Below are 23,555 nucleotides of genomic sequence, written 5' to 3'. Positions count from 1 at the left end.
TCATGCCGGTGTGCGGTTACCGGGGGCCGGGACGGTGGCCGTGGTTGAGCCAGTCGAGGCGCGGCTTGCCGTGACCCGGCTTGCCGTGGTCGGGCTTGTCGTGGCCCGGGCGGTCGTGGTGCGGGTGCTTGGGCTGCTGCTTCCTGTCGACGGTGGTGGTCGCGGTGGCGATGCTGGTGCCGGTGGCGCCGCCGCCGGTGACGGTGGCGGTGTTGGTGACCTGCCACGGCGCGTTGCGGGCGATCTGGACGGTGAGGGTGAGGGGCGGGTAGCCGGCGCCGGGAGCGAGGATGTCGCTGCGGGTGCAGGACAGCGGTGTGAGGGTGCAGGTCCATCCGGTGCCGGAGAAGCTGACCGGGGTCAGGCCGGCGGGGAGGGTGTCGGTGACGGTGACGGTGCTGCCGTCGGTGGGCAGGTCGCCGGTGTTGGTGACGGTGAGGGTGTAGGTGCCCTGCCCGCCCCTGGTGAACGTGCCACCGGCGGTGAGCTTGATCAGCGTCAGCACCGGCGCCGGCCGGGGCACGACCCCGATCGCCACCCCGAACGGGAGGTCGCCGACGGGGACGGTGGCCACGACGGTGTTGGTGGCGGTGTTGATCACGGACACCGTGTCGTCGTTGGCGTTGGTGACGTAGGCGCGGGTGCCGTCCGGCGACACCGCCACCTCTCGAGGCGCATCGCCGACGGGGACGGTGGCGACGACCGTGTTCGTCGCCGTGTTGATCACGGACACCGTGTCGTCGCCGGCGTTGATGACGTAGGCGCGGGTGCCGTCCCGCGACACCGCCACCCCCTGGGGTGCATCGCCGACGGGGACGGTGGCGACGACCGTGTTCGTCGCCGTGTTGATCACGGACACGGTGTCGGCGCCGTAGTTGGTGACGTAGGCGCGGGTGCCGTCCGGCGACACCGCCACCCCGAACGGGAAGTCACCGACGGGGACGGTGGCGACGACCGTGTTCGTCGCCGTGTCGATCACGGACACCGTGTCGCCTTCGGAATCGGTGACGTAGGCGCGGGCGCCGTCCGGCGACACCGCCACCCCGATGGGAGCGTCGCCGACGGGGACGGTCGTGACGACCGTGTTGGTGTTCGTGTCGATCACGGAGACGGTGTCGGCGCCGTAGTTGGTGACGTAGGCGCGGGTGCCGTCCGGCGACACCGCCACCCCGAGGGGCTCAAGGCCGACGGGGACGGTGGTGACGACCGTGTCCGTCGCGGTGTTGATCACGGACACCGTGGCATCGGCGCGGTTGGTGACGTAGGCGCGGGTACCGTTCGGCGACACCGCCACTCCCCACGGCGCATCGCCGACGGGAACCGTGACCACCACCGCGTTCGTCGCCGTGTCGATCACCGACACCGTGTCGTCCTGGAAGTTGGCGACGTAGGCGTAGGTGCCGGGCGGCACGGCCTGGGCGGGCTGCGGGACCACCATGGGCAGGGTCAGGCCGGCCACGAGGACGAGACCTGCCACCAGCGCCCGCAGCAGCCCACCCCACCGGGAGCGACGCACTCGAAGACCGGGCGGCGGCGCCGACGACGGGAGGGCCTCCTGCGCGCCCACCCCCCTCACGGTTTGACAGATGGTCACAGCAATCCTCCCGACCGGACTGACAGAACGGGACGGATTATTACAGTTCGCCGCATTCGGCATGACGGGGACACGCGACCGCCGACCACGGGCCGGGGCGGTCGGTCGCCTGGACGCTCGTGCACCCCACCGAGCGGGACGGGGCGGGTGCGGGGGCGCCCGACGCGGCGCGCGACGGACGCCTCCGTCGCGCCTCAGCCGCGATGGATGACCACTTACCTAACTTCAACGGGAGGGGCGGGAGTTCGGTGCCGTCGGATCCGAGCGGCCGCACACGGCCCCGCAATCCCCCGCGAGGATGACCCCACCCTGTTCGAGCGAGTTTCAGCACCGCCGGCCAAGCCCGCACGGCCCACCACCGGCGGCCCGAACATCCGTTCACGGACTGCCCCCGGAACGGCCGTGACGGGGCCGGTCCCGAACCGTTCTCGGAACCGGCCCTCCCCCGGAACTGTGAGGTACACGTGTCCCCGTCCCACTCCCACATCCGCGGCGTCGTCGCCGCCCACATCGTCGGCGTCCACCTCTATCTGGAACGCGACGGCAAGATCCTGCTCGGACTGCGGCACCCGGACTGCGCCTACGCGGGCTCCACCCACCACTTCCTCGCCGGGCACTGCGAGCAGGAGTCCGCCGTGAGTTGCCTGGTGCGGGAGGCGCAGGAGGAGGCGGGGCTCGTCATCGACCCCGCCGACGTCGAACTCGTCCACCTGCTGCACGTCGTGGACCGTCCGGGCGGGCAGCCCCGCATGCAACTGGTCTTCCGGGCCCGGCGCTGGCTCGGCGAGCCACAACTGCGCGAGCCCGACCGCTGCGTGTCGTGGGCCTGGTGGCCCCTCGACGCCCTGCCGGAGCCGATCGTCCCCTACACCCGGGCCGCGGTCGAGGGCATCCGCGCCGGACGCCCCTACACCGAACTCGGCTGGAGCCGCCCCGGGAGCGCCGGATGACCGCCCCGCAGAGGCACACGCTGCCGGTCGACGTCCACCTCCTGCTGCGCCGCGACGGCGACCGCGGCCCCGAGGTCCTGCTGTCGCGGCGGGCCGGACCGGTGTACGCGACCGGCATGTGGCACCTGCCGTCCGGCCACCTGGAGGCGGACGAGGACTTCGTCGAGGCCGTGATCCGGGAGGCCCGCGAGGAGACCGGGATCCTCATCGACACGGCGGACGTGCGGGCTGCCGTCACCGTGCACCACCGCCCCCCGAGGGGCTCGTCGTCCCGTATCGGTGTCTTCTTCGAGGTGCGCAGGTGGTCCGGCCGGCCCCGCGTGACGGAGCCGGACCGGTGCGACGGCATGGGCTGGTACGCGCTGAACGCGCTGCCGGCGCCGATGGTCGCGTACTGCCGTGCCGGGCTGGACGCCTACCGGGCCGGACTCCCGGCGGCCGTCCACTTCCAGCGGCCGGGCGACCCCGTGGAACACCGGGACGGCGGCCCGGGCGCGGGCCTGGAACCGGGCCCGGGCCTGGAACCGGGCGCGGGCCCGCGCCGGACCGGGATCCCCCGCGGGACCGTGGGAAGCGCGGAGACCCGGCTCGTGGTCGTCCGGGGCAACTCGGCATCGGGCAAGTCCTCGGTGGCGACGGGGATCCGCGACCGGTTCGGCCGCGGCATGGCCCTGGTCGGACAGGACAACCTCAGGCGCATCGTGCTGAGGGAGCGCGACGTGCCCGGCGGCGCCAACATCGGACTGATCGACACGGTCGCCCGCCACGCGCTGGACGCCGGCTACCACGTGGTCGTCGAGGGCATCCTCTACGCCGACCGCTACGGTGACATGCTCCTGGGCCTGCTCGGCGACCACCGCGGCGTCTCGCGCTGCTACTACCTCGACGTCCCGATCGAGGAGACGCTGGCGCGTCACGCCTCGAAGACCGATCCCGGCCTGCTGGCCCGGGTCACCCACCGGGAGCTGCGCGCCTGGTACCGCGAGCGCGACCTCCTCCCCGGCGGCGTCGAGACCGTCGTCGGAGCCCACAGTGCCCTCGCCGAGACGGTCGGGCGCATCATGCGCGACACGGGCCTCACGGAACTGCCGGCCCGGCCCGACTGACATCTGGGAGGAAACAGGCATAAGGCCGCGCATCCGTGGTAGACGCCCTGCATACCGGTTCGACAAGAACCAGGAGGTAGTCATGATCGTTCTGGGCGTCATCCTGCTGATCATCGGCTTCATCACGGGGATCTCGATCCTCTGGACGATAGGCGTGATCCTCGTCGTCATCGGCCTGGTGCTCTGGCTGCTGGGAGCAGTCGGGCACGCCGTGGGCGGCCGCAAGCACTACTACTGACGCCGGGGCATTCCTGGCGCTCCCGGCGGACCCGGGCCCGCCCCGGTCAGGGGCGGTTGCGCCCCCGATCAGGGGCGGTAGCGCAGCGGATGGTCCGCCGGGACCTCCACAACGGCGATCCGTACGCCGTCCGGGTCCGCGATCCACATCTCGACCAGTCCCCATGGTTCACGCAGCGGAGGCCGCAGTACCTCGGCGCCGCGGCTGTGCAGCTCTTCGTACGCCGCCTGTACGTCGGCGACTTGGAGCCACAGCCGCAGGCCCGGTACGGGCGGCGCGTCGGCCCGTCCCGACACCTCAAGGAAGCCGCCGCCCAGGAAGTACACCGTGCCGCGCTCGGGTCCCGTGCCGAACTCGCGATACACGGCGAGGCCGAGGGTCTCGCCGTAGAACGCGCGGGAGCGCTCCGGGTCCGTGGGACGGAGCAGGATCCTGCTGCCCAGTACATGCACCATGCCCCCACCCTCGCGCACGGGCCGCCCCCGCGCACGCACATCCCGCTCGCTCACTCCACCGGCTTCGCGGCCTTCGCGCGGCCGCGCCCGCGGGTCCACGCCCGCAGCCTGCCGGTATGCCGGGTGCGGGCGTGCTGGTCGAGTTCCTCCAGCAGGCGCTGCGAGCGCTTCTCCACGCCCAGCTCGTCGAGAACCCGGTCGATCTCGGTGAGCAGCGCGCCGCGCAACTGCCAGTGCTCGGGGTCCTCGCGGGCGGAGGCCAGCAGCAGGTCCGCGAGCCGGTCGCGGTGGGCCCGGGCCACGGCCAGCTCGCCGGTCAGGCGGGCCTCGGCCTCTTCCGCGTTGGCGCTCACCTGTGCGGTGATCAGCTGGGCGAAGCTCTCCACGGCGATCGCGGTGTGGCGCAGCACCTCGCGCAGGGCCACGGCGGTCGCGGGCTCGAACAGCGGGCCGTCGGGGCGGGTCTTGGCCAGGTCGGTCAGGGTCCGGCACGCCACGCGGAGGACCACCGCGCAGATCTCCAGGGTGTCCAGGCCGGTGCGCAGCACCAGCCGGAAGAGCAGGCCCTCCTTGACCCGCGGATTGAGCCGGATGCTGTCCTCGGCCTGCCGCAGGGCGGTGTCGACCTGCGCGATGTCGTTGTCGAGGCGGCGTGCCTCGTGGAGCCGGGCGGCGGCCTGCTCGACCTTTCCCGGGCCGAGGGATTCCTCGCCGAGGTGGTCGAGCAGGCGGCTCATGCGCAGGGCGAGGTCGGTGATCGCGGCGCCCGCCGGGCCGATCCAGAGGGGTGGCGCGAGGAGGAGGTTGACGAGCAGCCCGACCACCGCGCCGATGAGGGTTTCCAGCACCCGGTCCCAGGCGGTGTCCGCCACCTGCGTGACGCCGAGGACGAGCATGGCGCTGATCGCGACCTCGGGCACGAACTCGTCCACGCGCACCAGATGGCCCACCACCAGGGAGGCAAGGATCAGCAGCCCGAGGCTCCACCAGGTAAGGCCGACGAGCACGCTGAACCCGATGGCGATCAGGACTCCGACGACCACCGAGTTGACCCGGCGGATGCTGGTGGTCAACGTGGAGTAGAGCGTGACCTGGACGACGAGCAGCGCCGTCAGCGGCGCGGTCAGCGGGTTCGGTTCGCTGCTCAGGCGCAGCGCGACGACGTAGCTGATCACGGCCGCGGCGGTGGAGCGGAGCGCCTGGACGGCGACCGGCTCGCGGCGGCGCCGCACGACACGGGTGGCGAAGCTGCTGATCGTTTCCGGCATGTCTGGGCATCTTCCCAGCCTGTGACGGATGACGCGTACCGGAACAGATGGGTCCGGTCGTGTCGCGAGTGACCCGTGGGGTAGGTGGAGGACGTCCGAAGTCCGCACGATCGGATCTGCGAGGGAGCGACAGCCATGAAGGGTACGGAGGACAGGCGTCAGGAGCCGGTGGGGGGCCGCGAGGAGCAGGCCCAGGAACATCCGGGTCCGGACCCGGTGCACCCCGAGGCCAGCAAGCCGGTCGCCGGCAAGACGCCGGAGGAGCTGCGCATCCGCCAGGAGCGGAAGATGTCCCACCCGCGGGACCGGGACGCGAAGTGACGCCGCCGGCTCACGGGCGCCGGCCGCCGCGCGGGCCGGGTCAGGTTTCCCAGGGGCCTTCGTCGTAGGTGCCGGCCTCGACTTCCAGGGCGAGTTCCTGGAGCACCTCGATCGAGGAGATGTCCGTACGCCCGTCGTCGTGGGCGATCGCGAGGCTGGTGAACGCCAGGCTGAAGCCGGAGACCATCGTGTGCAGGGCCGGGCCCAGCGCCTGCGCCACCAGCGTCGCCACCTGCTGCGGTGACGCGTCGGCGGGCACGCTGATCGACGGCAGCATCTCGTTCAGCAGCTGCGTGGCCACTCCGGCCGTCTCGGCCGGGGCGTCCGCGTCCGACCCGGCCTCGGCGGCCCGGCGGATGTCCTGGGCCTCGGTGAGGATGCCGATCACTCGCCTGAGTACGTCTGCGCGTTCCATCCTGTGGAGCGTAGTGCGCCCGCGCCCGCGGCCGGGCCGGGTCGGGTCGGGCGCGGGTCCGGGTGCGGGTCCGGGTGCGCGCGCCGCGGGCCGACCGCACCATGACCGTGTACCCGTGTACGCGCACCAGCCTCAAGGGAGACCGCCATGTCCTCGGACGCAGGGCCGCACACGACCGGGTGCCGACTGCTGCTGGTGCGGCACGCCAAGGCGGTCCCGAAGGGGGACCCCGCCGAGGACTTCGAGCGTGCCCTGGGCGAGCGCGGCAAGGCCGACGCCCCCCGGACGGGACGCTGGCTGGCGGAGAACGGCTACAGGGCCGACCTGGCGCTGTGCTCGCCCTCGCGCAGGACCCGCCAGACCTGGCAGCTGCTGGTGCCCGCCCTGCCCGATCCGCCGGACGCCGTCTATGACGAGAGGCTCTACGACGCGGCGCCGAACGCGCTGGTCACCGTATTGACGGAGCGCGGAGCGGGGCTCGGCTGCGTGGCGCTGGTCGGCCACAACACCGGCATCCACGAGCTGGCCACGGCCCTGTGCGGGACCGGGCCGGCGGAACTCCTGGAGCAGCTGAGGGACGGGTTCCCGACGGCCGGTGTCGTGGTGGTGGACCTCGCGGGCGGCTGGGCGGACCTGACTCCCGGCCGGGGGCACCTGGCCGCCATGTGGTCACCGGCCCACTGACGCCGACGCCGGCCGGCCGCCCCGGAAGGGAGCAGGACGGCGCTGCTCAGGCGTCCAGGTCCTCGGCGGGCGGCAGTTCCTCGACGACGTGAACGGCGGCCTCCTCGGCCGAGGCGGCGCCGCCGTCGATCCCGACGTCACGGGCCAGTACGGAGATGTGGCGCTGCGGAGCCGAGTCGTCCACCGCGGCGAGGCGGCCCGCCCGGTCCGGTCCGGCCAGCATGGCGTCGCCGGCCTCGTCGGAGACCTCGTCCTGGTCCGACACCTCCGGCTGCTCCCGCGCCAGTCGCTGTTCGAGCGTCTCGCCCGTGCGCGCCTCGGCGGCGGTGGTCCCCCGGTCGTCGACCGCCAAGGGGCGGTCGAAGGGCACGTACGCGGTGTCGAGGGTGTCGTCGAGGCCCGGTTCGTCGAGGGTGTTCTCCATGTCGGGCTGCGCCTCGGCGGACTCGTCGGTCTCCTGCGGCTGGTAGACGTCGTCGCCGTAGGTTTCGTCGGCGCTGGTCATCGAGTTCTCCGATCGTTCGGGGTCGGCGTGCCGCCGGCTGGGGGCGCACCGGTCCCCGGAGCGCTCAGCCGGGCACGGAGGCGTCCAGGGGGAAGGAACCGCTCGACCCGGTGAGTTCGAGCAGGCGCAGCAGCTGGTGGCTGGGGGCGGCCAGGCGCAGGACGTGGCCCGTCCGGGCGCCCTGCCGCCGGGCGTCCAGCAGCGTGTTGAGGCCCGTGGAGTCACAGAAGGAGGAATGGCGCAGGTCCACGGTGATCTCGGCGCCTTCGGGCGCCTGCGACAGGGCTGCCGCGAGCGTCGCCCGCAGCTCGCCCGCGTGGTCCAGGTCCATGTCGCCGCTCACCCGCACCACATAGTGGTCGCGGTGCTCGGTGCCAGCGGCGGCCTCCGGTGCGGGCACGTCCTCGGCAGCCATGACGTACCTCCTCGTACAAGGGGCACCTGCCCGACGCGGTACCTCTCAACCGTCCCAACCGTCCTACCGTCCATGGGACCGCGGAGCGGCGCCGGGCGCATACTGGGCGCATGGCGAGCCCGACGACGGCCGTCCGGCGGATCAGGCGGCAAGCCGGCGAGGCGGTGTTCCTGCGCGTCGCCGGGCCCGACGGAGCCCGCAACCGGGAGCGGATCCACTCGACTCCGGGACCCCGCTGGTTCGCCCCGGACCGGCCGGTCAGGCGGGTCCACGGGGACGCGTCGATGTTCGTCGGCGGCCTCGCCGCCCTGCTGCTGCAGTCCCTGCACCCCGTGGCGATGGCGGCCGTGGCGGCGCACTCCGGGTACCGCGGCGACCCGTGGGGGCGTCTGCACCGGACCAGCACCTTCCTGGCGGTCACCACTTTCGGTACGAGCGCCGACGCCGAGGCGGCGGTGGCACGCGTCCGGGAGGTGCACGCCCGGGTCCGCGGCCGGACGGCCGACGGCGTGCCGTACCGGGCCGACGACCCGGAGCTGCTGGCCTGGGTGCACATCGCCGAGGCTGACTGCTTCCTGCGCGCCCACCAGCGGTACGGCAGGCACCCGCTGGATCCGGCGGGCTGCGACGCCTACCTCGCCGACACGGCACGGGTGGCGCGGGCACTGGGCGCGGACCGGCCGCCCGAGGACGTGCGGGAACTGGCGTCGCGGATGGCGCGGTTCAGGCCCTGCCTGCGGCCGACGGCCGCGTCCCGGGACACCGCCCGTTTCCTGCTGACCGATCCGCCGCTGCCGGGGGCCGCCCGGCTGCCGTACGCGCTGCTCGCGGCGGCCGCCGTGGACCTGCTGCCGCCGTGGGCCAGGGCGGCCGTCACCGGCGGCTCGGGTTCCGCGGCCGAGCGGCTACCGGGCCCGGCCGCCCGCGCGGGCGGCCATGCGGTGACCCGGGCGATCCGCTGGGCCCTGCCCCCGGCTCCCCCGCCGTCACCGCGCGGCTGAGCGGGCGAGACACTGGGGGAGGCAGCCGCCCCGACGCCGACCCCGACCCCGACCGGAGAAGTGAACGATCGATGACGCCCCAGCTCCAGGAAGGCCAGCGGGTCAAGCTGGCGGCAGATCTCAGGCTGGCCGGGACGGTCGTCACGGCCGGGCACTCCCCGGCGGGCGAGGAAGCCGCCGTCGGTTCGCTCGCCCTCGCGTCGGGCACCGCGGGCACCGTCGAGCGGGTCGACGCGCCCCGGGAACGGGAGCAGAGCCACGAAGTGCGCGAGTACGTGCGGCTCAAGGCGCTCCTGGACGACTTCGGCCACCAGATGCCCCCGGCCAGCAGGCAGCAGCTGGCCGAGCAGGTCGCCTTGCTCGAAGCCGAGTGGATCGCCCACGGGCAGCACGGACCACGGGTGACGGTGCGCGTCCGCCTGGACAACGGCTTCGTCCTCGACGACGCGCACGCGGACCTCTTCGCCCCCGCCTGACCGGCCCGTACGGGCCCGCGCCGACCTGCTCGTACGGGCCCCGGCCGACCGGGGGGCGGCCCGCTCTGGCAGCCGTACGGGTACCGGGTTTCACTGGAGAGTGCCGTGACAGCGCGCCCGTGCGGGAGCCCCCTTCCGGTCGCCGGAACTCCGCCGGGCATACGCCGGGAGGTTCCGTGAACACGCACACGCCGCCCCGTTTCGACCCCACCCGTGTCCCCCATCTTCTGGGGTCGTTCGCCCCGGTCTCGGAGGAGGTCGACGTGGCCGACCTGGAGGTGACGGGCGAGCTCCCGCCCTCGCTGGACGGCCTGTACCTGCGCAACGGCCCCAATCCGCGGTTCACCCCGATCGGCTCCTACCTGTACCCCATCGACGGTGACGGCATGCTGCACGGGGTCTGGGTCTCCGGGGGCCGCGCCCGCTATCGCAACCGTTTCGTGCGCACCCCCGCGCTGGAGGCGGAGGAGCGGGCCGGACGCGCCCTGTGGGGCGGCCTGGAGTCGCTGATCATGCCGAGCGCCGACCAGGTCGGTCCGGAGCTCGCGGGCACCTTCCGGGACCTCCCCGACATCAACGTCGTCCGGCACGCCGGGCGGATGCTGGCCCTCGCCGAGTCGGGGTGCCCGTTCCGGGTCGACGCGGACCTGGCGACCATCGGCCGCGAGGACTTCGACGGGGCGCTGCCCGCCGGCATCACCGCCCACCCCAAGGTCGATCCGGTCACGGGCGAGATGGTCGTCTTCTGCTACGGCCTGGAGCCGCCGTACCTCACCTGGTCGGTCATCGGCCGCGACGGCGGTGTCACCCGTGGGCCCACGCCCGTCTACGGGGTGGACGAGCCGATGATGATCCACGACATGGCCCTGACCGGCCGCTACGCCGTCCTCGTCCTGGCCCCGGTCTTCTTCGACCTGGCCGCGGCCATGGCGGGCGGCTCGTTCCTGTCCTGGCGGCCCGAGCGCGGTACGCGCGTGGCGCTGATCCCGCGCGACGGCGGGGCGCCGCGCTGGGCGTCGGACGAGGCGTTCTGGTTGTGGCACACCGTGAACGCCTACGACGACGGCCCCGGTGGGGACGCCCCGGTGGTCCTGGACTACGTGCAGTGGAGCAGGCTGACCGTCGGCGACGCGCCGGGGGCGGACGCGGAGCCCGTGCACGGCGGCCTGGTGCGGGCGCGCATCGACCCTGCCGCCGGCCGCATGGCCCGCACCTCGCTGGACGACTCCAGGGTGGAGTTCCCCCGGGTGGACGACCGGCTCATCGGCCGGCGCCACCGGCACGTCGCGCTGGCCACCGAGACCGGACGGACGGACCTGCTGGCGGGCGAGTACGACGCCGTGCGCTGGTACGACACGGAGACGGGGAGCTGCCGCGTCTGGGACGCCGGGAACCTCTCGGTCGGCGAGCCGGTCTTCGCCCCCGAGCCCGGGCGGGACTCCGAGGAGCACGGCCACTGGCTGACCTTCGCCACCGACCGTACGGACGGGGCGAGCTGGTTCCTGGTCATCCCCGCCGAGGACCCCGCGGCGGGGCCGGTGGCCCGAGCCCGCATCCCCGTCCGGGTACCGCTCGGGCTGCACGGCAGCTGGCTGCCCACGGAGGCGTGAACCCCGCCGTCGGCCGCCGTCAGTGACGTTTCTGTGGTGAACCGGCTGGGCCATCGGGGTGAGTAAAGCGTTCATCCGCGAAAGTTCTGCTCTTCATCAAGGAAGTATCTGCTTTAGGTAAAGAGTCCTGGTGGCGCGGCTCTCTGCCCTCCCTGTGCCGATGCGCTCCTCGGAGGAACCGAACGATGACTTACGGGAACAAGCTGCGGGAACAGATCGCGATGCCGGGCACCACGCCGCTCATCGGGGTGTACGACATGTACTCGGCCTCGGTGGCGGCCGCGCACTACGACGGGATGTTCGTCTCCGGCTTCGGGTTCGCCGCCTCCTACTACGGGCTGCCCGACATCGGATTCATCGCCTGGCCCGACATGGTGGCCTTCGTCCAGCGACTGCGCGGCGCCTTCCCCCGTCACCACCTGCTCGTCGACATCGACGACGGCTACGTCGACCCCGAAGTGGCCTGCCACGTCGTGGAGGGGCTGGAGCGGATGGGCGCCTCCGGCGTCATCCTGGAGGACCAGAAGCGTCCCCGGCGGTGCGGGCACGCCGACGGCAAGCAGGTGCTTCCGCTGACGGAGTACCTGGAGAAGCTGGAGATGGTCCTGGCGACCCGCAAGGACCTGGTCGTCGTCGCGCGGACCGACGCGACGGAGGAGGCCGACATCATCCACCGCGCGCAGGCCCTGGCGGCGACCGACGCGGACGTCGTACTCGTCGACGGGGTGCGCAGCGTGGAGTGGATCGAACGCATCCGCGAGGCCGTGGGCGGCAAGCCCCTGCTGTTCAACCAGATCGCCGGCGGCAAGTCACCGCGGCTCTCGCTCGGCGAGCTGACCGACCTCGGTGTCGACGTGGCCATCTACAGCACCCCGTGCCTCTTCGCCGCGCACAAGGCGATGGACACCGCACTCGCCGAACTGCGGCTCGCCGACGGGCGGCTGCCCGCGGCGGACGGCGGCGAGGAGGTCGGTGTCGGCGAGTCCACGAGGCTGCTGACGAAGAACATCTCGCGCCACCACCCCGTACCGGTGGCACGTGAGAGCGTGAAGGTGTGACGGGCGCGCGCATCCGGGCCGCGGCCGCGCTCGCGGTGGCCCTCATCGGCGGCGGCGCGACGCCGGCCGCCGCGAGCGGCAGCCTGATCACCGTCATCGACAACTCGCACTCCGACTCCGTGGTGGAGGTCGACCGCACGGCCAACCTCCAGAGCGGCAGCGGGACGGCGGGCAGCGACCACGACAGCAGCGCCGTCGAGGTGCTCGCCACCCTCGTCGAGGCCGTGCACCCCGGCGACGAGGCGGACTGACCGGACCGCTCGCCTTGCGAGCGGCCCGGCGGTGTGAGGACCGGGCTCTGCCCGGACCCGCGCCTCAAACGCCGGCGGGGCTGGAATGGTGCGGCCTGCTCTGCGAGCGGCTCGGCGGGGTCCGGGGTGCTTCGGCGAAGCCGGGTCGGTCCGCAGTGCCGTTGCCCTGCGGGCCGGCTCGGCGGTGTACGGGTTGCTTCGGCGTGGCCGGAGTCGTGGCCGTTGCCCTGCGGGCCGGCTCGGCGGTGTACGGGTTGCTTCGGCGTGGCCGGAGTCGGTCCGGGCGGTGCGGGGGGCCGTTACCCTGCGGGCCGGCTCGGCGGGGTCCGGTTGCTTCGGCGTGGCCGGGGTCGGTGCGGTCGGTGCGGGGGGTCGGGGTGGGGTGTCTCCTCGGCTCGGCGCGTTCGAGCGGTCTCGGTCGTACCCGGTGGTCGCGCGCTCGTCCTGCGGGGACACCCCACCCCGTCCCCCCTCCCCTTGGCCGCGGAGTACTGCCGTAGCGGGCGGTGGGGTGGGGGCACGTAGGAGGGTCCCCGCGGTGGGGTGGGGGCACGTAGGAGGGTCCCCGCAGGACGAGGCGCGACCACCGGGCACAGCCGCGAGGTGCCCGCACGCGCCGAGCCGAGGAGACCCTCCTGCGGGGCACCACCCCACACCGGGACACGGCAAGCACCCCGACCGGGCCCGGGCCGTACACCGCCGAGCACCCCGCAGGGCACCGGCAAGCACCCCGACCGGCCCGCGCCTCACCCCGCCGAGCACCCCGCAGGGGACGGGCACCACCCCACACCGGGACACCGGCAAGCACCCCGACGGGCCCGGCCGTACACCGCCGAGCACCCCGCAGGGGACGGGCACCGCCCCACACCGGGACACCGGCAAGCACCCCGACGGGCCCGGGCCGCACACCGCCGAGCACCCCGCAGGGGACGGGCACCAGCCCACACCGGCACACCGACAGCCCCGCGCCGAAGCAAGCCGTACACCGCCGAGCACCCCGCAGGGGGTGGGTGCGGCCGACGGTGACATGCATGGCGGAATCGGCCGTGCCACGCTGTTCACAGGCCTCGGGGACGGCAGCCGCGACGAACGGAGCGCGCTGTGAACGGACCGAACCCCTCCGGGCCGCTGCGCCGCGGCCTGGCCGCCGCCTGCGCCGCGCTCCTGTTCGTGGCGCTGGCCTCGGGCTCCGCGACCGGGGCGGCCCCCTCCCCGACGCCCACTCCCACCCCCTCCTCGTCCGGCGGCGCGGACACCGGCGGGCTCGACCCGCGCATCACGGAGATCATGCGCAAGCCGGAGTACCGCAACGCCCAGTGGGGTCTGCTGCAGACCGGGCCGGACGACGGCCGCGTGGTGCACAGCATGTACCCCGACCAGTTCTTCGTCCCCGGGTCCACCGCCAAGCTGGTCAGCGTCTCCGGCCCGTGGCACACCCTCGGCTCCGAACACCGCTTCGTGACACCCGTCCACGCGGTCGGCGACCGCAGCGGCGCCACCCTGACCGGCGACCTCGACCTCGTCGCCCAGGGCGACCTGACCATGGGCGGCAGGACGCGCCCCGACGGCACGGTCGCGTACACGGACCTCGACCACACCTACGCCAACGACTTCACGGGCGCGACCCTGACCCCGGAGAACCCCCTCGCCGGGATCGACGAGCTCGCCCGGCAGGTACGCGCCTCCGGCATCACCCGCGTCGACGGGGACGTGATCGTCGACAGCCGGCTGTTCGCCCCCGACCCGGTCCTCGACCCGACCCCGACGCCGCTGATCATCAACGACAACCTGATCGACCTCCTGAGCACTCCCGGGGACCGGGCGGGCGCCGCCGCCCGGCTGGACTGGCGGCCGAAGGTCGCCCCGTACCAGGTCAGTTCCACGGTCAAGACCGTCGCCGCCGGCAAACCCACCGACATCACGGTGACGGCCACCGACGGCGGCACCCGGATCCGGCTGTCGGGCACGATCGCGGCCGACGCCCAGCCGCTGCTGCGCACCTCCCCCGTGACCGACCCCGCCGCGTTCGGGCGCGCCGCGCTGATCCAGGCACTCGGGCGCGCCGGGGTGGAGGTCACCGCGGACCCGGCCGGCCCCAACCCGGTCGCCAGGCTGCCCCGCGACTACGACGGCAGCCCGCGGGTGGCCGCGTACACCTCCCCGCCCTACGCCCAGTACGCCAAGCTGATCCTGAAGGTCAGTCACAACCTCGGCGCCAACCTGGGCATCTGCCTGATGGCCGTCACGGCCGGCAGCCGCCAGTGCGAGGACGGCTTCCCGGTCCTCGCCGACTTCCTGGACGAGGCGGGCGTCGACCGCGAGCAGCTGCAGCTGGCGGACGGCCGGGGCGGCAACCCGGCGGACCGGGCGACACCCGCCGCGCTGGTGCAGATGCTGGCGTACTGGCAGCGGACCCCCGACGCGCGGCTCTTCCGGGAGGCGCTGCCCGTCCTGGGCGTCGACGGACTGCTGGCCCTGAACTGCCGCGACTGCCCGGCCCGCGGGAAGGTGTTCGCCAAGACCGGTGCGGCGGTCGGAGGGGACTACCTCAACGACCGGCTGGCTGTCGGGGCCATCACCATCGCCGGGTACCTGGACCGGGGCGGCGGCCGCTTCGACCCCTTCTACGCGGGGGTCAACGGCGCCTCCACCCCCGGCCCCGACACCCAGGACGTGGTGGCCATCGCCAACGACCTCGCCATGATCGCCGCCTACCTCCAGGAGGCACCGCCCGCGCCCTGACGGGCGATCGAGTGCCGCGACGAGGGGGGAGGGATCCTCCTGCACCGCCTGAGGAACTCGGCGTGACGGCGCGGCGGCCTCCCGGATGCCTACAGGCGGGCGGCCGTGACCAGGTAGTAGTCCAGGATCCGCTGCTCCCAGGCGGCCATGAAGTTCCGCGGCCAGGTGCCGGGCGCCCAGAGTCGGGCGAGCCAGCGGTCCCAGCCGGGCCAGACCTGCGGGCCGATCGAGTCGGCCCGGACGTCGCCGAATCCGGCTTCGCCGAGGGCCTCCGCGAGCCGGGACACCGGCCGGGCGATGTCGAGTCCGCTGGCGAACGTCTCCAGCAGGCCCGCGAGCCGCTCCTCGGGGGCGGACGCGCCGTCCACGGTGAAGAAGCCGGCGACCGCGACCCGCCCCCCGGGACGCAGCACCCGCGCCGCCTCCCGGGCGAACGCCGGCAGGTCGGGGAAGTGCTGGACCGCCTCGACGCTGTACAGGCAGTCGAACTCCGCGTCGCCGAGCGGCAGGCTCTCGGCCGCTCCGAGTACGAAGCGCAGCCGGCGCGGCTGCGCGGCGAGGAGCGGGGAGTTCGCCTCGCGGGCCCGTCGGAGCTGCTGGGGATGGATGTCCACTCCGGTGACCGTGGTGGGTCCGTACTCTTCGAGGGCCAGGGCGCATCCGAGGCCGAGGCCGCAGCCGACCTCCACGGCGCGGCCGCCGTCGGGGGCGAGCGCGTCGAGCACGTGCCGGTAGAGGTCCTGCTCGCTACGGATCCGGTCGTCCTTCGAGAGCGGCCCTTCGAGGTCGACGGAGTGCCAGTAACCGAAGTTGATGAACCCTCCGGCGAACACCGGCACGGCACTGAGATCGGCCGGTCCGTACGTCTCCCACACCTCGGGCCGTACGGCCGGGGCGGGCCGCTCCGCAGGGTCTTCCGACACCACGCCACCGCCTCCTCGTGACGGGGGCGCCGCACCCCCGGGCCTCCAGTGTGGCCCGTGAAACCCCGTCAGGACAGAGGGCACGCCCGGGGCGGGACACCCCCGGGAGGGGTGCCCCGCCCCCTAGGCTGCCGGCATGGATCATGCCGGGGCCGATGCCGGAGCCGTCGATTCGCCCGCCGACGTGGCGGCGGCTGCCGCCGCCCGGCTGAAGGAGCGGCTGTACGCGACGATCACCATGATTTCCGTGGTGATCGGTCTGGCCGTCTCGGAGCACGCCGACGCCGCCGGGACCGCGGCCACGGTGCTGACCGCCGCCGTCGGGCTGTGGCTGGCCACGCTCGTCGCGGACCAGCAGGCCCACCGCGTGGTCCACGGCCGGCTCGCCACCGGGGCCGAGTTGCGGCACATGCTGTGGGTCGGCAGTCCCCTGCTGCTGTCCGCCGTCGCCCCGTTGATCCTGATCGCCTCCTCCGCCCTGGGGGTGATGGACCTGCGGACCGCCCTGTACGCCTCGGCCGGCGTGAGCGTCGCCAGCCTCTTCGGCTGGGGCTGGTACGGCGGCGTCCGCATGGGCAGCGGCGCGGCCGTCGCCCTGCTGGCCGGCGCCCTCGACGCGGCGATCGGCCTGGCGGTGGCCCTGGTGAAGGCCGCGGCCGGGCACTGAGACCTCGGACAGGAAGAATGGTTCGCCGTATACCGAAATCATCGGGCATCCTGGACGCATGAACGAGTTGCATCCCGGGCCCCCCTCGGACGCCCCGGCCCCCGCGGCCCGACTGGCGGCCTTCGCCGCCGCCCTGGCCGACGAGACACGGGCCTCGATCTGCATGACGCTGCTGGAGGGCCGCGCCTGGACCGCCGGCGAGCTCGCCCGGATCACCGGGGTGGCGCCCTCGACCGTCTCCGGCCACCTGACCCGGCTGCTCGATGCCGGCATCTGCGTGACCGAGCGGCAGGGCCGGCACAGTTACGTGCGGGTCGCGGACGCCGCGACCGCCCGCCTGCTGGACGAACTCGCCTCCTACGCGGTCCCGGACCGGGACGCCGCGCACGCCGTTCCGGTGGTCGGCGCACCGGATCCGCTGGCCAGGGCCCGGACCTGTTACGACCACTTCGCCGGGCGGCTGGGCATGGCGGTGACCGACGCGATGGAACGACGCGGACTGCTGCGCACGGACGGTGTGTTCGAACTGACGGAAGCCGGCCGGCTCTGGTGCGCCGAGGCCGGCATCGGCCTCGCGGGCGAAGGCCGCAGGCGGCCGGCGAGTTCCTGCCTGGACTGGACCGAGCGGCGCCGCCATCTGGGCGGCCTGGCGGGGGCGCGGCTGTGCGCGCGGGCACTGGCGGAGGGCTGGGTGGTACGCCCACCGGGCGGCGGGCGCGCACTGGAGGTGACCGCGGCCGGCGAGCGGGCCTTCGGCGACCTTCTCGGGATCACCTCTCAGGAATGGGCCTAGAACCCGAAACAATATTTCGGTCGACGCCGAAATGTTGTGGTCGTAGAGTGGTCGCATGACGTTCCGCTCGAGTTCGATCCCGCCCGGCGTCCTCACGGTCGGCGCCGTCACCTTCACGGTGTTCGCCTGGGCCTCCGCCTTCGTCTCCATCCGCAGCGCGGGCGCCGCGTACTCCCCGGGCGCCCTGGCCCTCGGCCGGCTGCTGGCCGCCTCGCTCGTGCTCGGTGTCCTGCTCCTGATCCGCCGCCAGGGCCTGCCGCCCCGCGAGGCCTGGCGCGGGATCCTGATCTCCGGCGTGGTGTGGTTCTGCGGCTACACGGTCGCCCTGAACTGGGGTGAGCGGCTGGTCGACGCCGGTACGGCGTCCCTGCTCGTGAACACCGGGCCCATCCTGATGGCGCTGCTCGCGGCCCGCCTCCTCGGTGAGGCGCTGCCGCCGCGCCTGCTGGCCGGCATGGCCGTCTCCTTCGTCGGGGCCGTGGTGGTGGGCCTGTCCATGTCGTCGGGGGACGGCGGCTCCACCTCGCTCCTCGGAGTGGTCCTGTGCCTGCTGGCGGCGGTGGCCTACGCGACGGGCGTCATCGCCCAGAAGCCCGCCCTCTCCTACGGAACGCCCCTCCAGATCACCGCGTACAGCTGCATGACGGGCGCCGCGGTCTGCCTGCCGTTCACGGGCCGGCTGCTCGACGAACTGCCCCGGGCGCCGGTCTCCGCGACCCTGAACATGGTCTACCTGGGCGTGGTTCCCACCGCCCTCGCCTTCACCACGTGGACCTACGCCCTGGCGCGCATGCCCGCCGGCCGGCTGGGCGCGACGACGTACGCCGTCCCGGCCATCGTCGTCCTGCTGAGCTGGGCGCTGCTGGGCGAGGTACCGGCCTGGCTGACGCTGCTCGGCGGGCTGCTGTGCCTGGCCGGCGTGGCGGTCTCCCGGTATGCGCCGCGCACCTCGCGGTCCCCGCGGACTCCCGTCGACGGCACTGCGCCGGCCCCCACGAAGAGCACCCGCACCTGAGGACCCCCTCGACGCCGGAGCCGGCGGCGGTGTCCGAGGCGGCCCCTCACCCGGATGCCCCGTCCAGTGGGCGTCCGGGGTTCGCCGGGCCTTTGACTGGGAGGCCCGGAACACCCTTGGAGGCGTGGTGGCGACGGTCGCGTGGACTCGTGGTGCGGCAGGTGTGGTGCTGGCGGCGGTGGCGCTCGGCGCCGCGGGCTGTTCGGGCGGCGACGGCGACCCGGCCGGGGCCGTCTCCAGTGCCGCGTCCGCGGTGAAGTCGGCCGGCGAGGCCGTCTCGTCGGCCGCCTCCGAGGCCGCGAAGGCCGCCGAGTCCGCGGCCGCCGTCGCGAAGGACAAACTCGCGGACGTCAAGGACGGGGTGGGCGCCAAGGACCAGGTGTCCCTGGGCACCGTGGCCACGGACGCCGACGGCTACACGACGGTCGCCGTGAGCGTGCGGAACACCGACGACGCCACGAAGTCCTTCGCGGTGCAGGTCGAGTTCAAGGACGAGAGCGGCAATCTCGTCGACACGGTGGTGGTGACGGTCTCCGACGTAGCGGGGAAGGGCACGGGCCAGGGCACCGCCCGCAGCACGCACAAGCTGTCCGGCACGGTGTCGGCGCAGACCGCCAAGGCCCTGCGCTACTGAGCCCCTGCGGGCACGCCGGGCCGGCGCGCCGGCCCCGCGGCCGGCCTCGGCGACGGGTGCAGGCTGGCGTGGTCGAGGGGCGCGGACGGGTCGATCGACAGGTCCAGCTGCGCCGGTCGCGCCCCGGCCCGTACGAGCAGGTCCCCGACGGCGGCGATCATCGCACCGTTGTCCGTGCACAGGGTCAGCGGGGGCACCCTCAGCTCCACCCCGGCGGCCGCGCACCGCTCCTCGGCCAGGGCGCGCACCCGGGAGTTGGCCGCGACGCCGCCCACCACGACCAGCGTGCGCACCTCGTACGCGCGGCAGGCGGCCAGGGCCTTGCGGGTCAGTACGTCGGCGACGGCCTCCTGGAGCGAGGCGGCGCCGTCCGCGACGGGGATCTCCTCACCGCTCTGCCGGTGCCGCTCGGCCCAGCGGGCGGCGGCGGTCTTCAGCCCGGAGAAGGAGAAGGCGTACGGATCGTCGCGCGGGCCGGTCAGCGGCCGCGGGAACGCCACCGCGCAGGGGTCGCCGGCCCTGGCCGCGCGGTCGATGGCGGGGCCGCCGGGATAGGGCAGCCCCAGGACGCGCGCGACCTTGTCGAAGCACTCGCCGGCGGCGTCGTCCACGGTGTCGCCGAGGTGCAGGATCGGATCCCGTACGAGGTCGCGTACGAGCAGCAGCGAGGTGTGGCCGCCCGAGACGATCAGCACCGTGCACGGATCGGGCAGCGGGCCGTGCTCCAGGGTGTCGGCGGCGACGTGTCCGGCGAGGTGGTGCACCCCGTACAGGGGCACCCCGGCCGCGTAGGCGAGGGTCTTCGCGCCGGCGAGGCCGACCTGGAGCGCGCCCGACAGTCCCGGCCCGGTGGTGACGGCGACGGCGTCCACGTCCCGGATCCGCAGGCCCGCCCGGTCGAGGGCCTCCCGCACGACGGGGTTGAAGGCGTGCAGGTGGGCGCGGGCGGCGATCTCCGGCACCACCCCGCCGAACCGTGCGTGTTCGTCCATGCTCGACGCCACGGCGTGGGCGAGGAGCCGCCCGCCGGACACGATCCCGACTCCCGTCTCGTCGCACGACGACTCGATGCCCAGCACCACCGGAGCGCCCACGGATCCACCTTTCGCATAAGAAGTGCAGTTGCAATTAATGTGCAACAAGATACGGGGAAATCGCGGGCGCCCCGCACGCGTCCACCGGGAGGTATAACGGCGACCCGCGCGCTAACCTCCCGCCATGATTGACATGGACATGCTGCGAATGCGGTTCCGCGGTCGCCTGCGCCGTGCGCTCCGGAGGGGGCACGCCCGTCGCACCGCGGCGTGCCTCCTCCTGCTGGCACTGCTGGGCGCGGCGACCACCGCCACCACTGCGACCGCCACGACCGCTTCGACCGCCTCGGCCGCGGCGGCGGCGCCCGGTGCCCCGGCCGATCTCGCGGCCGCCCGCTGGGGTGAGCGCCGCCTCGACGAGGTCTCCTTCCTGACCACCCACAACGCCTTCACCAACTACGAGGACTCCCGCTGGAGTTCCGTCAACCAGTCCGAATCGGTGCGCGCCCAGCTCGACGGCGGCGTCCGCGGCATCAGCCTGGACACCCACTGGTACGAGCGCAGCACCTGGCTGTGCGTCATCAGCTTCGGCAGCGACTGCTACCCCAGCGACGTGTACCTGTGCCACGGCGACTGCAAGACCTTCGCCGGTGCCACCTACGCCCTGCCCCGCCAGTCCTTCCACGGCACGATGCAGACCGTGGTGGACTTCCTCGCCGCCCACCCCCAGGAGGTCGTGACCGTCTTCCTCGAGGACTACGTGAGCGCCGACCAGCTGAGCCGGTCCCTCGGCCGGGTCCGGGGGCTGTCCGACATGGTGTTCCGGCCCGACGAGTGGGGCGTGCGGCAGAACGGCTGGCCGAAGGTCGCCGACCTCGTCACCTCCGGCAAGCGGCTGCTGGTCTTCTCCGACCGGTCCGACCGCGAACACCTGGGCGTCATGTACGACAGGTCGTGGACGGTGAGCAACTACTGGAGCCTCGGCGACCTGGGCAACGACACCTCCTGCGTGACCCGTTGGCCCGACGTGCCCCTGGACCGGCAGGAGCCGGGCTTCCGGCGCCTGTTCACGATGAGCCACCACCGCAACGTGCCCACCGTGCTGACGGCGGCCCTGGACAACGGCGCAAAGCTCAGGAACCGCATCGCCGGTCAGTGCCGGCCCGCGGCCGGCGGCCGCGACCCGAACTTCGTCTCGGTCGACTTCCACCGCCTGTCGGACAGCAGCGGTCACACCCCGGCCTCGATCGTCGCCGAGCTCAACGCGAGCCCGTAGGAGCTGACTTGCGCCCTACCGGGCGGGGCCGGGTTCGGGCAGTATGACCCGGCGCACCGCCGGGTCACGCGCGGCCGCGCCCCGCCCGGTCCCGAGCGCGTTCCGGAGGTCCCCCTTGACGTGGCACGACGAGCAGGCACGGCGTGACGAGCTGTACCGCGACCCGTACCCGCTGTACGACGGCGCCCGCCGGGCCGAAGGGCTCACGTACGTGCCCGAGTTCGACGCGTGGCTGGTCGCGCGGGACCGCGAGGTACGGGAGGTGCTGCTGCGCGCGGAGGACTTCTCCTCCGCGAACGCCCTGCTCCCGGACGTCCCGCTGTCCCAGGCGGCTCTGGGCGTCCTGCCGCGGGGGTTCGGGCCCCGGCCCACGGTCGTGTCCTCGGACGGCGCCGCCCACCGCCGGCACCGGGCCCCGCTGAACCGGGGGCTGTCGGCCGCGCGGGTGGCGGCGCTGGTCCCGTACGTGCGCACGTGCGCCGCGGAGCTGGTGGACGGCTTCGCGGCGGACGGGTCCGCGGAACTCGTGGAGGCGTACGCGCAGCGGCTGCCGGGGATGGTGGTCGGACGGCTGATCGGGCTGGACCCGGCCGATGTGCCCGCGGCCGTGCGCGGCGGATACCGGGCCGAGGAACTCCTCTTCCGGCCGCTGCCGCCGGAGGGCCAGGCCGCGGCGGCCGAGGACGTGGTCGCGCTCCAGCACCTGCTGGACGGCTACGTGCGCGACCGGCGCGCCCACCCCCGGGACGACCTGTGCTCGGCCATGGTGGCCGCACTCGCCCCCGGCACGGGCGAACTCACCCTGGAGCAGCGCCATGAGCTGGTGACGAGCCTGCAGAACCTGCTGATCGCCGGCTTCCTCACCACCGGCGCCCTCATCGCCACCACGCTGCTGCACCTGCTCGACGAGGACCGGCGGCAGTGGCGGATGCTCTGCGCCGATCCCTCGCTGATCCCGGCGGCGGTGGAAGAGGCGGCCCGCCACGACACCGCCATCCAGGCCTTCCGGCGGACCACCACCCGGCCGGTCTCGCTCGGCGGGACCGAGCTGCCCGCCGGCGCCGCCGTACTGGTGGCGTACGGAGCCGCCAACCGTGACGGGGAGCGGTACGAGCGGCCCGGCGAGTTCGACGTGACCCGGCCACTGAACCGGCAGCACCTCGCCTTCGGGCACGGTCCCCACGGCTGCCCCGGATCGCAGCTCGCGCGCGAACAGCTCCGGCTGACGCTGGAAGTGCTGACGAGCCGCCTGCCGGGGCTGCGCCCGGACCCCGGCCGGCCGCGGCCGAAGATGCGGCCCACCCTGATCCACCGCTCGCCGGAGGCGCTGCACGTGAGCTGGTGACCGCGACGGGCAGGGGCCCGCACGGGGCGCCGGTTGTTTCCGGAGCGTGGCAGTCGTGTGGCGGGCCCGCCGGGATCCGGCCGGGCCGCCCCGCGGGTGTCTACCATCCCCGGCATGGCTCCGGCGGCGGGCCGTACCGCACCCGTGCGGCACGCCGCCGGGCCTTCCGCTCCGCTCCCCCACGCCAAGGACCAGGTCCGCCATGAGCGTCCCCACCTCACTCGACGTCGAGCAGGCGCACCCACGGCTGCGCGAACTGACCGTCGTCGACGTCCGCACACCGGCCGAGTTCGCGTCCGGCCACCTCCCGGACGCCGTCAACGTCCCCCTGGACCGGCTCGTACGGAGCCTGCCCGAGCTGCGGCGGGCCGCCGATGGCGGCCCCCTGCTGATCGTGTGCGCCTCCGGAGCCCGCTCGGCCGGCGCCGTCGCGGCGCTCGCCCCGCACGGCATCCCCGCGTCGAGCCTCACGGGCGGCACGGAGGCCTGGGCGGCCGGCGGCCACGCCCTGGAGTACCCCGGCGGCGCCCGGTCGCGGGCCGTGTGGGCGATGGAACGCCAGGTCCGCTTCGCGGCGGGTGCCCTCGTGCTGGCCGGCCTGCTCCTCGGGCTGCTCCTCCACCCGGCCTTCTCGCTGCTGTCCGCGGCGATCGGGGGCGGACTGGTCTTCTCCGCGCTCACCGGCACCTGCGGGATGGCGGTGGTGCTGGGCCGGCTGCCCTTCAACCGGAGGTCCGCCTAGGACACGCCCCAGCCGTCCCCGAGGTCCGGACCCCTAC

General features: G+C 73.9%; 26 protein-coding genes and 1 pseudogene. 19 read left to right on the top strand and 8 right to left on the bottom strand.

The window, feature by feature from the left end:
- Positions 1–16: 16 nt before the first annotated feature.
- Positions 17–1,516, bottom strand: a complete 1,500-nt coding sequence (locus IG86_RS45105) for a YncE family protein (protein ID WP_276329193.1) — start codon at positions 1,514–1,516, stop codon at positions 17–19.
- 542 nt (positions 1,517–2,058) lie between these two features.
- Between IG86_RS45105 and IG86_RS0123960 the strand changes: the two genes are divergently transcribed.
- From IG86_RS0123960 to IG86_RS43670, 4 genes and pseudogenes are all read left to right on the top strand, one after another.
- Complete coding sequence (locus IG86_RS0123960; protein WP_208864274.1) at positions 2,059–2,544, top strand: NUDIX hydrolase; 486 nt, start codon at positions 2,059–2,061, stop codon at positions 2,542–2,544.
- Positions 2,541–2,915: pseudogene (locus IG86_RS41435) on the top strand (NUDIX domain-containing protein); the annotation flags it as partial. The gene IG86_RS0123960 and the pseudogene IG86_RS41435, both read left to right, overlap by 4 nt.
- Before the next feature lie 195 nt (positions 2,916–3,110).
- Positions 3,111–3,650 (top strand): P-loop NTPase family protein, encoded by a 540-nt coding sequence (locus tag IG86_RS0123955; RefSeq protein WP_051785378.1) that lies wholly within the window; start codon positions 3,111–3,113, stop codon positions 3,648–3,650.
- 82 nt (positions 3,651–3,732) lie between these two features.
- Positions 3,733–3,888 carry a DUF6131 family protein gene (locus IG86_RS43670; RefSeq protein WP_167751162.1) on the top strand — a complete coding sequence of 52 codons (156 nt, stop codon included), beginning with the start codon at positions 3,733–3,735 and terminating at the stop codon, positions 3,886–3,888.
- A gap of 68 nt (positions 3,889–3,956) precedes the next feature.
- Here the strand turns inward: IG86_RS43670 and IG86_RS0123945 are convergent, their stop codons facing one another.
- Complete coding sequence (locus tag IG86_RS0123945; RefSeq protein WP_030832874.1) at positions 3,957–4,343, bottom strand: VOC family protein; 387 nt, start codon at positions 4,341–4,343, stop codon at positions 3,957–3,959.
- Between the two features lie 50 nt (positions 4,344–4,393).
- Entirely contained in the window at positions 4,394–5,611 is a 1,218-nt protein-coding gene (locus IG86_RS0123940) for an FUSC family protein (protein ID WP_030832871.1), read from the bottom strand.
- A 135-nt stretch (positions 5,612–5,746) separates the two neighbouring features.
- On the opposite strand from IG86_RS0123940, the gene IG86_RS0123935 reads away from it, so the two are divergent.
- Positions 5,747–5,932, top strand: a complete 186-nt coding sequence (locus tag IG86_RS0123935) for a hypothetical protein (RefSeq protein WP_045937198.1) — start codon at positions 5,747–5,749, stop codon at positions 5,930–5,932.
- Between the two features lie 40 nt (positions 5,933–5,972).
- Here the strand turns inward: IG86_RS0123935 and IG86_RS0123930 are convergent, their stop codons facing one another.
- Positions 5,973–6,347, bottom strand: coding sequence for a hypothetical protein (locus tag IG86_RS0123930; protein ID WP_030899466.1), 375 nt, complete (start codon positions 6,345–6,347; stop codon positions 5,973–5,975).
- A gap of 147 nt (positions 6,348–6,494) precedes the next feature.
- On the opposite strand from IG86_RS0123930, the gene IG86_RS0123925 reads away from it, so the two are divergent.
- Positions 6,495–7,031, top strand: coding sequence for a SixA phosphatase family protein (locus IG86_RS0123925; RefSeq protein WP_030832862.1), 537 nt, complete (start codon positions 6,495–6,497; stop codon positions 7,029–7,031).
- Between the two features lie 46 nt (positions 7,032–7,077).
- Here the strand turns inward: IG86_RS0123925 and IG86_RS0123920 are convergent, their stop codons facing one another.
- Positions 7,078–7,536, bottom strand: a complete 459-nt coding sequence (locus IG86_RS0123920) for a DUF5709 domain-containing protein (protein WP_030832859.1) — start codon at positions 7,534–7,536, stop codon at positions 7,078–7,080.
- Positions 7,537–7,600: 64 nt separating this feature from the next.
- On the bottom strand, positions 7,601–7,951 hold the full coding sequence (locus IG86_RS0123915; protein ID WP_051785363.1) for an STAS domain-containing protein: 351 nt from the start codon (positions 7,949–7,951) through the stop codon (positions 7,601–7,603).
- A 110-nt stretch (positions 7,952–8,061) separates the two neighbouring features.
- On the opposite strand from IG86_RS0123915, the gene IG86_RS0123910 reads away from it, so the two are divergent.
- The 6 genes from IG86_RS0123910 (at position 8,062) to dacB (ending at position 15,089) form a co-directional block, all read left to right on the top strand.
- Positions 8,062–8,952 carry an oxygenase MpaB family protein gene (locus IG86_RS0123910; RefSeq protein ID WP_030832853.1) on the top strand — a complete coding sequence of 297 codons (891 nt, stop codon included), beginning with the start codon at positions 8,062–8,064 and terminating at the stop codon, positions 8,950–8,952.
- A gap of 71 nt (positions 8,953–9,023) precedes the next feature.
- The gene (locus IG86_RS0123905) at positions 9,024–9,428 is read left to right on the top strand and encodes a hypothetical protein (protein WP_030899462.1); all 405 of its coding nucleotides are present in this window, start codon (positions 9,024–9,026) and stop codon (positions 9,426–9,428) included.
- 176 nt (positions 9,429–9,604) lie between these two features.
- On the top strand, positions 9,605–11,038 hold the full coding sequence (locus tag IG86_RS0123900; RefSeq protein ID WP_030832847.1) for a carotenoid oxygenase family protein: 1,434 nt from the start codon (positions 9,605–9,607) through the stop codon (positions 11,036–11,038).
- 185 nt (positions 11,039–11,223) lie between these two features.
- Positions 11,224–12,096 (top strand): isocitrate lyase/PEP mutase family protein, encoded by an 873-nt coding sequence (locus IG86_RS0123895; RefSeq protein WP_030832845.1) that lies wholly within the window; start codon positions 11,224–11,226, stop codon positions 12,094–12,096.
- On the top strand, positions 12,093–12,347 hold the full coding sequence (locus IG86_RS0123890; protein WP_030899458.1) for a hypothetical protein: 255 nt from the start codon (positions 12,093–12,095) through the stop codon (positions 12,345–12,347). The genes IG86_RS0123895 and IG86_RS0123890 overlap by 4 nt, the downstream gene beginning before the upstream one ends.
- A 1,101-nt stretch (positions 12,348–13,448) precedes the next feature.
- Entirely contained in the window at positions 13,449–15,089 is a 1,641-nt protein-coding gene (dacB, locus tag IG86_RS0123885; protein ID WP_030899455.1) for a D-alanyl-D-alanine carboxypeptidase/D-alanyl-D-alanine endopeptidase, read from the top strand.
- An 89-nt stretch (positions 15,090–15,178) separates the two neighbouring features.
- Here dacB and IG86_RS0123880 read toward each other — a convergent pair whose 3' ends face one another.
- Positions 15,179–16,012: a class I SAM-dependent methyltransferase gene (locus tag IG86_RS0123880; protein ID WP_030822181.1), complete on the bottom strand. Its 834-nt coding sequence runs from the start codon at positions 16,010–16,012 to the stop codon at positions 15,179–15,181.
- Positions 16,013–16,148: 136 nt separating this feature from the next.
- Between IG86_RS0123880 and IG86_RS0123875 the strand changes: the two genes are divergently transcribed.
- The 4 genes from IG86_RS0123875 (at position 16,149) to IG86_RS0123860 (ending at position 19,121) form a co-directional block, all read left to right on the top strand.
- Positions 16,149–16,679, top strand: a complete 531-nt coding sequence (locus IG86_RS0123875; protein ID WP_030899451.1) for a hypothetical protein — start codon at positions 16,149–16,151, stop codon at positions 16,677–16,679.
- A gap of 58 nt (positions 16,680–16,737) precedes the next feature.
- Positions 16,738–17,472 carry an ArsR/SmtB family transcription factor gene (locus IG86_RS0123870; RefSeq protein ID WP_030899449.1) on the top strand — a complete coding sequence of 245 codons (735 nt, stop codon included), beginning with the start codon at positions 16,738–16,740 and terminating at the stop codon, positions 17,470–17,472.
- A 55-nt stretch (positions 17,473–17,527) separates the two neighbouring features.
- Complete coding sequence (locus IG86_RS0123865; protein WP_030899448.1) at positions 17,528–18,487, top strand: DMT family transporter; 960 nt, start codon at positions 17,528–17,530, stop codon at positions 18,485–18,487.
- Between the two features lie 124 nt (positions 18,488–18,611).
- Positions 18,612–19,121: a hypothetical protein gene (locus IG86_RS0123860; protein WP_244306043.1), complete on the top strand. Its 510-nt coding sequence runs from the start codon at positions 18,612–18,614 to the stop codon at positions 19,119–19,121.
- Here IG86_RS0123860 and tsaD read toward each other — a convergent pair.
- Positions 19,115–20,203 carry a tRNA (adenosine(37)-N6)-threonylcarbamoyltransferase complex transferase subunit TsaD gene (gene tsaD / locus IG86_RS0123855; protein WP_030822161.1) on the bottom strand — a complete coding sequence of 363 codons (1,089 nt, stop codon included), beginning with the start codon at positions 20,201–20,203 and terminating at the stop codon, positions 19,115–19,117. The genes IG86_RS0123860 and tsaD overlap by 7 nt on opposite strands.
- A 136-nt stretch (positions 20,204–20,339) precedes the next feature.
- Here tsaD and IG86_RS0123850 point away from each other — a divergent pair, with 136 nt between their 5' ends.
- The 3 genes from IG86_RS0123850 (at position 20,340) to IG86_RS0123840 (ending at position 23,518) form a co-directional block, all read left to right on the top strand.
- Positions 20,340–21,431 carry a PI-PLC domain-containing protein gene (locus IG86_RS0123850; RefSeq protein ID WP_157854872.1) on the top strand — a complete coding sequence of 364 codons (1,092 nt, stop codon included), beginning with the start codon at positions 20,340–20,342 and terminating at the stop codon, positions 21,429–21,431.
- 115 nt (positions 21,432–21,546) lie between these two features.
- Positions 21,547–22,776 (top strand): cytochrome P450, encoded by a 1,230-nt coding sequence (locus IG86_RS0123845; RefSeq protein WP_030899441.1) that lies wholly within the window; start codon positions 21,547–21,549, stop codon positions 22,774–22,776.
- Between the two features lie 202 nt (positions 22,777–22,978).
- Positions 22,979–23,518 (top strand): rhodanese-like domain-containing protein, encoded by a 540-nt coding sequence (locus IG86_RS0123840; RefSeq protein WP_030822152.1) that lies wholly within the window; start codon positions 22,979–22,981, stop codon positions 23,516–23,518.
- The last annotated feature ends 37 nt before the right edge of the window (positions 23,519–23,555 follow it).

The sequence above is a fragment of the Streptomyces virginiae genome (assembly GCF_000720455.1).
GTDB lineage: Bacteria > Actinomycetota > Actinomycetes > Streptomycetales > Streptomycetaceae > Streptomyces > Streptomyces virginiae.
Note: the sequence above shows the minus strand (reverse complement) of the source record. Positions and strands in the feature narration are given on the sequence as shown.